The 6,853-nt window shown below is 45.6% G+C and carries 6 protein-coding genes; all 6 read right to left on the bottom strand.

What is annotated here, in order from left to right:
* On the bottom strand, window positions 1–2,431 hold a 2,431-nt coding region (locus tag WCK19_RS18060; protein WP_342398799.1), incomplete at its 3' end, for a PAS domain S-box protein.
* A 4-nt stretch (window positions 2,432–2,435) separates the two neighbouring features.
* Complete coding sequence (locus tag WCK19_RS18055; protein WP_342398798.1) at window positions 2,436–3,605, bottom strand: histidine kinase dimerization/phosphoacceptor domain -containing protein; 1,170 nt, start codon at window positions 3,603–3,605, stop codon at window positions 2,436–2,438.
* 13 nt (window positions 3,606–3,618) lie between these two features.
* Entirely contained in the window at window positions 3,619–3,990 is a 372-nt protein-coding gene (locus WCK19_RS18050) for a circadian clock KaiB family protein (protein ID WP_342398797.1), read from the bottom strand.
* 11 nt (window positions 3,991–4,001) lie between these two features.
* Entirely contained in the window at window positions 4,002–4,340 is a 339-nt protein-coding gene (locus WCK19_RS18045; RefSeq protein WP_342398796.1) for a circadian clock KaiB family protein, read from the bottom strand.
* A 24-nt stretch (window positions 4,341–4,364) separates the two neighbouring features.
* A complete protein-coding gene (gene kaiC / locus WCK19_RS18040; RefSeq protein WP_342398795.1) occupies window positions 4,365–6,077 on the bottom strand; it encodes a circadian clock protein KaiC in 1,713 nt (570 codons plus the stop codon).
* 572 nt (window positions 6,078–6,649) lie between these two features.
* Window positions 6,650–6,853, bottom strand: a 204-nt coding sequence (locus WCK19_RS18035; RefSeq protein WP_342398794.1) for a hypothetical protein, incomplete at its 5' end; no start/stop codon positions are given.

Below are 6,853 nucleotides of genomic sequence, written 5' to 3'. Positions count from 1 at the left end.
TTATTTGTAAGGTTTCGCTATTTTCAAGGTAATACTTACTGAGGTCTAGATACCCGGTTATGCCCGTAAGCAAATTATTAAAGTCGTGGGCTAATCCACCCGCTAACACTCCCAGCGATTCCAGTTTAGCCGCTTTCTGCAATTCTGCTTCCAGCTTTAGCTGGGAGGTAACATCCCGGAAGACCATCACAGCCCCAATAATATTACTTTGTTGGTCTCGAATGGGGGCGCAACTATCCATAATAACGTATTCAGTACCATCGAGGGCTACCAGCAAGGTGTGATTTTGCATTATAACCACCTGTCCGGTACTTAAACATTCCCAGAGCGGGCTTTCGCGCTGTGCGTGGGTTTTTTCGTCCACTAAGTGCATCACCGTTTCAATTGGCTGCCCAATTGCCTCGGTGTAAGTAGAGTTGGTCAGGTTTTCGGCTACCTTGTTGATAAGGGTAATATTGCCTTTCAAATCAGTAGTGATTACCGCATCCCCGATAGAACTCAAGGTCACGGACAGACGCTCTTTTTCATTAGCCAAGGATTGCTCGGAGCGTTTGAGGTTGGTAATATCCTGACTTAAAATCATGCCATTGGTTATTTTACCTTTCTCATCCCTGACAGGCACCGCCATAACCAGAAGCACCCGGTCGTCATAATAATCCTCGAAAGTGGTTTCAATTCCGGCAAGGGCAGCCTGATAATAGGGCAGAATCTTGTTGGCGGTTTCAGGTGGCAGAACTTCGTAGAGAGTTTTACCCTCAATCAATTGGGTGGAAAAGCTATTGGGTGGCAGCGCGCCTCCCTCTACTACAAGATAGCGCATATCTCGGTCAAACACTATTACGGAGATATTTGGCAAGTTATGCGCCAGCAAGCGGTAACGGGCTTCACTCTGGAGCAAGGCTTCCTCCGCCTGTATCCGCTCACTAACATCCCGTGCCACACTTACGAAATAAAGAACCTTACTGTTAGATGAACCATAGATTGGCTGTGTAGTGGCTTCGAGCCAGACATAATGCCCCTCTTTGTGGCGGTAACGAAAAATAGTAAGAGCTTTACCGGGATTATCAATTACTTGGCTGACTGCCTTTGTCAAAGAAGCTATCTCATCGGGATGGAACAAATCGTATATCGAATGTCCCACCAGTTCTTCCGGTTTGTAACCCAGAATACGATGGCAGGCGGGGGAAACATACTGGAAAGTACCGTCATGCAGGTTGGTAGAAATAATATCGAGGGAGTTTTCAGCCAGCAAGCGATAACGCTCTTCGCTCTGGAGCAAGGCTTCTTCCGCTTGGACCCGCTTGGTAATATCTATCGCCACGCCGCCTATCAAAACTGGGTTGGATGAATCATGAAGGGGGAATTTACTTGACAGTACATACACTTTTGAACCATCCCAGCGCATATAAGTTTCATCCGCTTTGACTGGTTCACCTGTTTCAAAAACTTTCAGGTTGGCTACCTTGTGCTGTTCTGCTATTTCTTCAGGAAACAAATCGAAAGCGGTTTTACCAATAATCTGTTCCTTTTCCAGACCAACCATGCTTGCAAAAGCTTTGTTTACATAGTGCAAAACCCCCTCAGCATCTATCAGCCAAGAAAGCGCTGGGCTGTTATCTATAAACGCCTGAAATCGAGCCTCGCTCTGGCGCAGCGCTTCTTCAATCTGCTTGCGTTCGGTAATATCCTGAAAAACCAGCGCCATCCTACCTATATTGCCCAATTCGTCTTGGATAGGCACAGTATTAATTTCGACAAATAATTTTCGCCCATCTCTTGCCACTATCGCCAAAGGTTCGTTCAGTTTTGAAAGCATCCCATTGGCAATATCCGATATAGTTAAATCTTTCGCCGGAGTGTCACTATTCTCGTAGTGTAGCCTTACAACTTCGCCGACCTGTTTTCCCAGAGCGTCCGCTTGTTTCCAACCGGTTAGACCTTCAGCGGTTGGGTTTATGAAAGTGATGGCGCCCGTCAAATCAGTGGCAAGCACCCCCTCGCTAAGGCTCTTGACCGTGGTAGCGAACCATTCATCCAGCTTTTTCACTTTGTAATCTATGTGGCTCTTGTAAAGGGACAACTCGATCGCAGTGCTTAATTCTCGCTCATCGAAGGGTTTCAATAAATAGGCATACGGTACGGTGGGTTTGGCTCTTTCTAGGGTAGCATTATCCGAATAAGCGGTTAGGTAAATTATCGGAATATCATAAAGAGCATGAATCTGAGCAGCAGCTTCAATCCCATCCATTTTACCCTTCAGGATAATATCCATCAGCACTAGGTCTGGACGACTCGCGGCTATACTACTCAACGCTTCTTCTCCCGTAGAAACTGTAGCTACTACGCTATAACCCAGCATCGTAAGGGTTTTTTTAATGCTTGCCGCGACGATTTCCTCATCTTCAACTACCAGAATATTTGCTATGGACACAGCATTACATCCTTTCTCGATAGTTTTGCTCCCGGAACTTGATGGTGAAAGTAGTGCCGCCTTCTCTTTGTATTTCCAGTTTCCCATCCAACTGTTTAGTGAGCATGCCCACCAACTGCAAGCCAAGTGTTTCAGTATTTTGAGGGTCTAAATTCTCAGGGATACCAACTCCATTATCGGCTATCAGTAAGCGAAGCATGTCCCTGCTATCTCTTGAAAGCTCAATCTTGACGATGCCCTTCCGTTCTCCCGGAAAGGCATGTTTAAAAGCATTATATAAAAGCTCATTTATAAGGAGACCGCAGGGAATAGCCGTATCCATATTGAGCAAAACCCCTTCAATTTTTAAATCAATAGCTACTCTTTCAGAAATAAAGTTCAGCGAATGGAGTAGGTTATTGGTGAGGCTTTGGATATAGGTTTTCATATCAACCCTTGAAAAGTTTTCGGATTGGTAGAGCTTCTCATGCACAAGCGCCATACTCTTTATCCGGTTCTGGCATTCAATAAATAGCTCGGCAACCAGTGGGTCTTTTATAGCAATTTCTTGAAGTTTCAGTAGGCTATGCAGCACCTGCAAATTGTTTTTGACTCGATGGTGCACTTCTTTAAGAAGGGTTTCTTTCTCTACAAGAGCTGCCCTTATTCGGTTCTCTGTCTGTTTTTGTTCAGTCAAGTCTGTTGCTACTAGGCAAATTACCGGAAGTGCGTCAATTAGCATAGGGGTAAAAGCTAGGTCGAAAGGCACTTGCTTGCCACCACCGACTGTACTGAGGTTTATTTCGCACCGAAAGTTTGCTCTCTCGCTTTTTTTCAGCGCATTCTCAAGTAGGGGCTTGTCCTCAAGAACAACAAACTGATACAAATAAGAACCGATAATTTGCTCTATCGGGAGTTCAATAAGTTCGGAAAAACGTTGGTTACAATATAGAATCATGCCGGATAGATTCAGCGTAACAGCGCCCTGTGACATTTTTTCCAAAAAGAGGCGATAAGGAAGGTCCGCACCCTTTATGGTAAAAACCTGGTCAATCCCATCCGCTCCTTCCATAATGAGGGCATCAATTTCGTGTCGTCGGATAGCGCCAAGAAGTTCCCCTGCTTCCGCTAGTTGTTCTCTTAATGAGGCTACTTCTTCAAGTAGGGCTTTATCTGGTTTATTTTGACCGCTCATATTATTTCACCGCTCATTTATCAGAGATGTCGTTCGATTTTTCTATATGCAAACCCAAGCCAGCCACAATGTGTTCCACGTTAGATAGATTACCGACCACTTTTCTCAAAGGGCGCGGGAGTTGCTTTATTAAAGTAGGAACCGCCACAATTTGGGCTTCTTTGGCTTTATCCGGTTGCTGGTATATATCAACCACTTCCAATTTGTAACGCCCTTTAAGATGCTTTTCGCAGATATTCTGGATATTCTGGATGGCTTGAGCAGATTTAGGAGTAGTACCAGTTACGAACAGTTGCAGGACGTAATACTCAGATTTTGACTGCTCTAAGGCATTTTCGAAAGCATCGAGGATTCTATTGCTATCGTCCTTCTCTGAATCATTCATGTATAACCTCCTCATTCTTGATTGTTTCTGCCGGTATCTACCCCGAATGGGATTAAGTTCAGACCGACTAGAACTCGCTCGGTATTGGACAAGTCACCGATTATTTTGCGAACTGGTTCCGGCAGGTTTCGTACAAGCGTAGGGGTTGCTACAATCTTGTCACCAACGGCAAGTTGCGGCTTTTCCAGAAGGTCAATTATTTCCAGATGGTATTCCCCATTCAAATATTCTTCGCAAATCTTCTTCAGATTGGCAAAGGCAGTTAGCGATTTGGGAGTCTGCCCGGTTACATATAGCTTCAACTCCCATTTAGTGCGCTCTATTTCTTTCGATTCGTTAGCTTTATCCATTTTCCTATTCCTCTAAAAGCATGTTCAGGCTTCAACTTTACGGCTTATCTTCATTTTATTCTGCTCAATCACCAGTTGCCCTTCTCTTTCTTGCGCCTGATTAAGCAAGTTCAGGCTTTCGGCTTCTTCGACTTCAAATTCAGCCCGCATAATGGCAATCTGGTTTTCTAGCATCTGGCGTTTGCGCTCAAGGTTGAATTGGATTCGTAGCGCTTCCTGCTGCCGTAGTTGCGAATCTGCTCTTTCTTTAGACTCCTGCGCAAGACGCGCCGACCCGGTCAGCACTCCTGCCTGTCCTAGATAGGCATTTCTAAGCTCAATTCCATTAGAAGACAAAATGAACTCCCGAATCTGGTTGGAATTCGCCATACCGCGTGATTTAAGCACCAACATTCCCCGATTGCGTTCCCCATCAAGTTCGATGTCGCGCAATAAGAGCCAAGTATCAATCAAGGAGGAGATATTGGTGAGGGTATGCTCTTCAAAGTTTCCCGCAGAAGTCAGGCTGGTGAAGAAAGCGGTTATTTGTTGTACTTTGAAGAAATCAATCAATCTAGTGACCATTGAGCGCACTTCAAGGTTGCTGCCGTTGTTAAGAAAACTTGTCACTGGGTCAATAATTACAACCGAGGGTTTGAAATCTTTAGCCAATTGATGTATCACCACCAAGTGCATTTCCAAACCATACATGGCAGCGCGGGTGGTATGGAACTTCAGGAGATTAGCGTTTATCCACGGTTCCAGATTCAAACCGATTGAGCGCATATTGCGGGCTATTTGCCCGGAAGTTTCCTCGAAAGCTAGGTAAAGGCAGCGCTCCCCTCTTTGGCAAACGCTGTCAGCAAAACTGGAGGCTATGCTGGTCTTGCCGGTTCCGGCGGTACCCGAAATCAGCACCGAGCTGCCACGATAATAGCCTTTCCCCTCCAGCATATCATCCAAACTCGGTATCCCGGTGGAGATTCGCTCATCAGAAACCCCATAATCGAGACCGCTAGAGGTTATGGGAAGTACCGAAATCCCGGTTTCGTCAATGAGAAAGGGATACTCATTAGTGCCGTGGGCGGAACCGCGATATTTGATGACTTGCAAATGACGGGTGGAAATAGAATCAACGGTGCGGTGTTCCAACACAATAACGCAGTCCGAAACATATTCTTCCAAACCGTGCCGAGTAAGCATGCCGTTTGGTCCACGCTCGCAGGTGATAATAGCGGTTATTCCTTTATCTTTCAGCCAGCGAAATAGCCTACGCAGTTCTGACCTAATGATGGCAGTATTGCTAAAGCCGGAGAAAAGCACTTCAAGAGTATCCAGCACTACCCGTTTCGCCCCGATGGAGTCAATGAAATAGGCAAGGCGAATGAATAAGCCGTCTAGGTTAAAATCACCACTTTCTTCGATTTCGGAACGTTCAATAAATACATGGTCCATCTTTAATTTGTTTTGGTCAACCAACTCAGCGAGGTTGAAACCCAAAGAGTCCACATTTTTGGTTACTTCTTCGGCAGTTTCCTCGAAAGTCATCAGCACGCCCGGTTCGTCAAAACGACGGGCGCCTTGTACTAAGAACTCCACGCCCAGCAATGTTTTCCCGCAGCCTGCTCCGCCTACTACCAACGTTGTGCGCCCTTTCGGTAACCCGCCCTTCATCACAGCATCCAATCCCTCAATACCAGTGGGGCATTTTGGCAAAGCATCCGGCACAACATGGTTTTCTGTTTGAATATTACTCATTAATTTGCTCCTTCTGTCTATTGGCAGCTTACCCTTGCGTTTCTTTGACCGGGCAAGTGTTTAGCCGTGAACCGGAATTATTCGCGCCTGTCTGTGGAATTTGTTATTCGATAGTTTGATGATGCCTCTAGCTCACATTGGGTAATCTCATTAATCTGAATATGCCGATTGAAGGGTACAAAATGAATTGTGCTAGAGTGCAGCGTAACGTGGGCGACAATTGTAACTATGGTGGGTCGAGTGTTGGTGGCTGGGGTACTTCGGGTCAAGATATTGCGCGATAACGAGTGGGATAGGTAATTCTTTGGGAAGTACGTCAACCTAGTTTGTTAAAGCCTCAATCCCTCTGGCAGAAGCTTCTACTATTACTATAGCTGAAAAGCTATTCGAAATCCAGTATAAACGATCTCTCTCTGTTATAGCATACAAGGACTTGCGATTCTAAGCTTAAGAATTGTGTCGTATTGTCAGACATTAGAAATGCCAGCGCTACCAATTCAGCGGCTTTACGTCCGGGAATGAAGTTGTCCTGTAGTTGGCGCTTAATGACAGCGTTAGTATTAGTATTAGCGTTAGCGGCGACTTGCGGTTTGGGAGTAGCTGGCTCTAACGGCAAAGGCTTCTGCTCTGTTAATATTTCCGTCTAAGACCAGTCCGGGAACAGTCTTGACCGTCCCAGACCCATCCTCAATATCGAATGTGTACTGTTCGCCGGGTGCTACACCCTTTCCATTCGTTTTACTGCTTGACCACCCCCCAGTGATTTCAGGATTTAT

Origin of the sequence: Candidatus Chlorohelix sp. (assembly GCF_037138995.1) — a bacterium.
GTDB lineage: Bacteria > Chloroflexota > Chloroflexia > Chloroheliales > Chloroheliaceae > Chlorohelix.
Note: the sequence above shows the minus strand (reverse complement) of the source record. Positions and strands in the feature narration are given on the sequence as shown.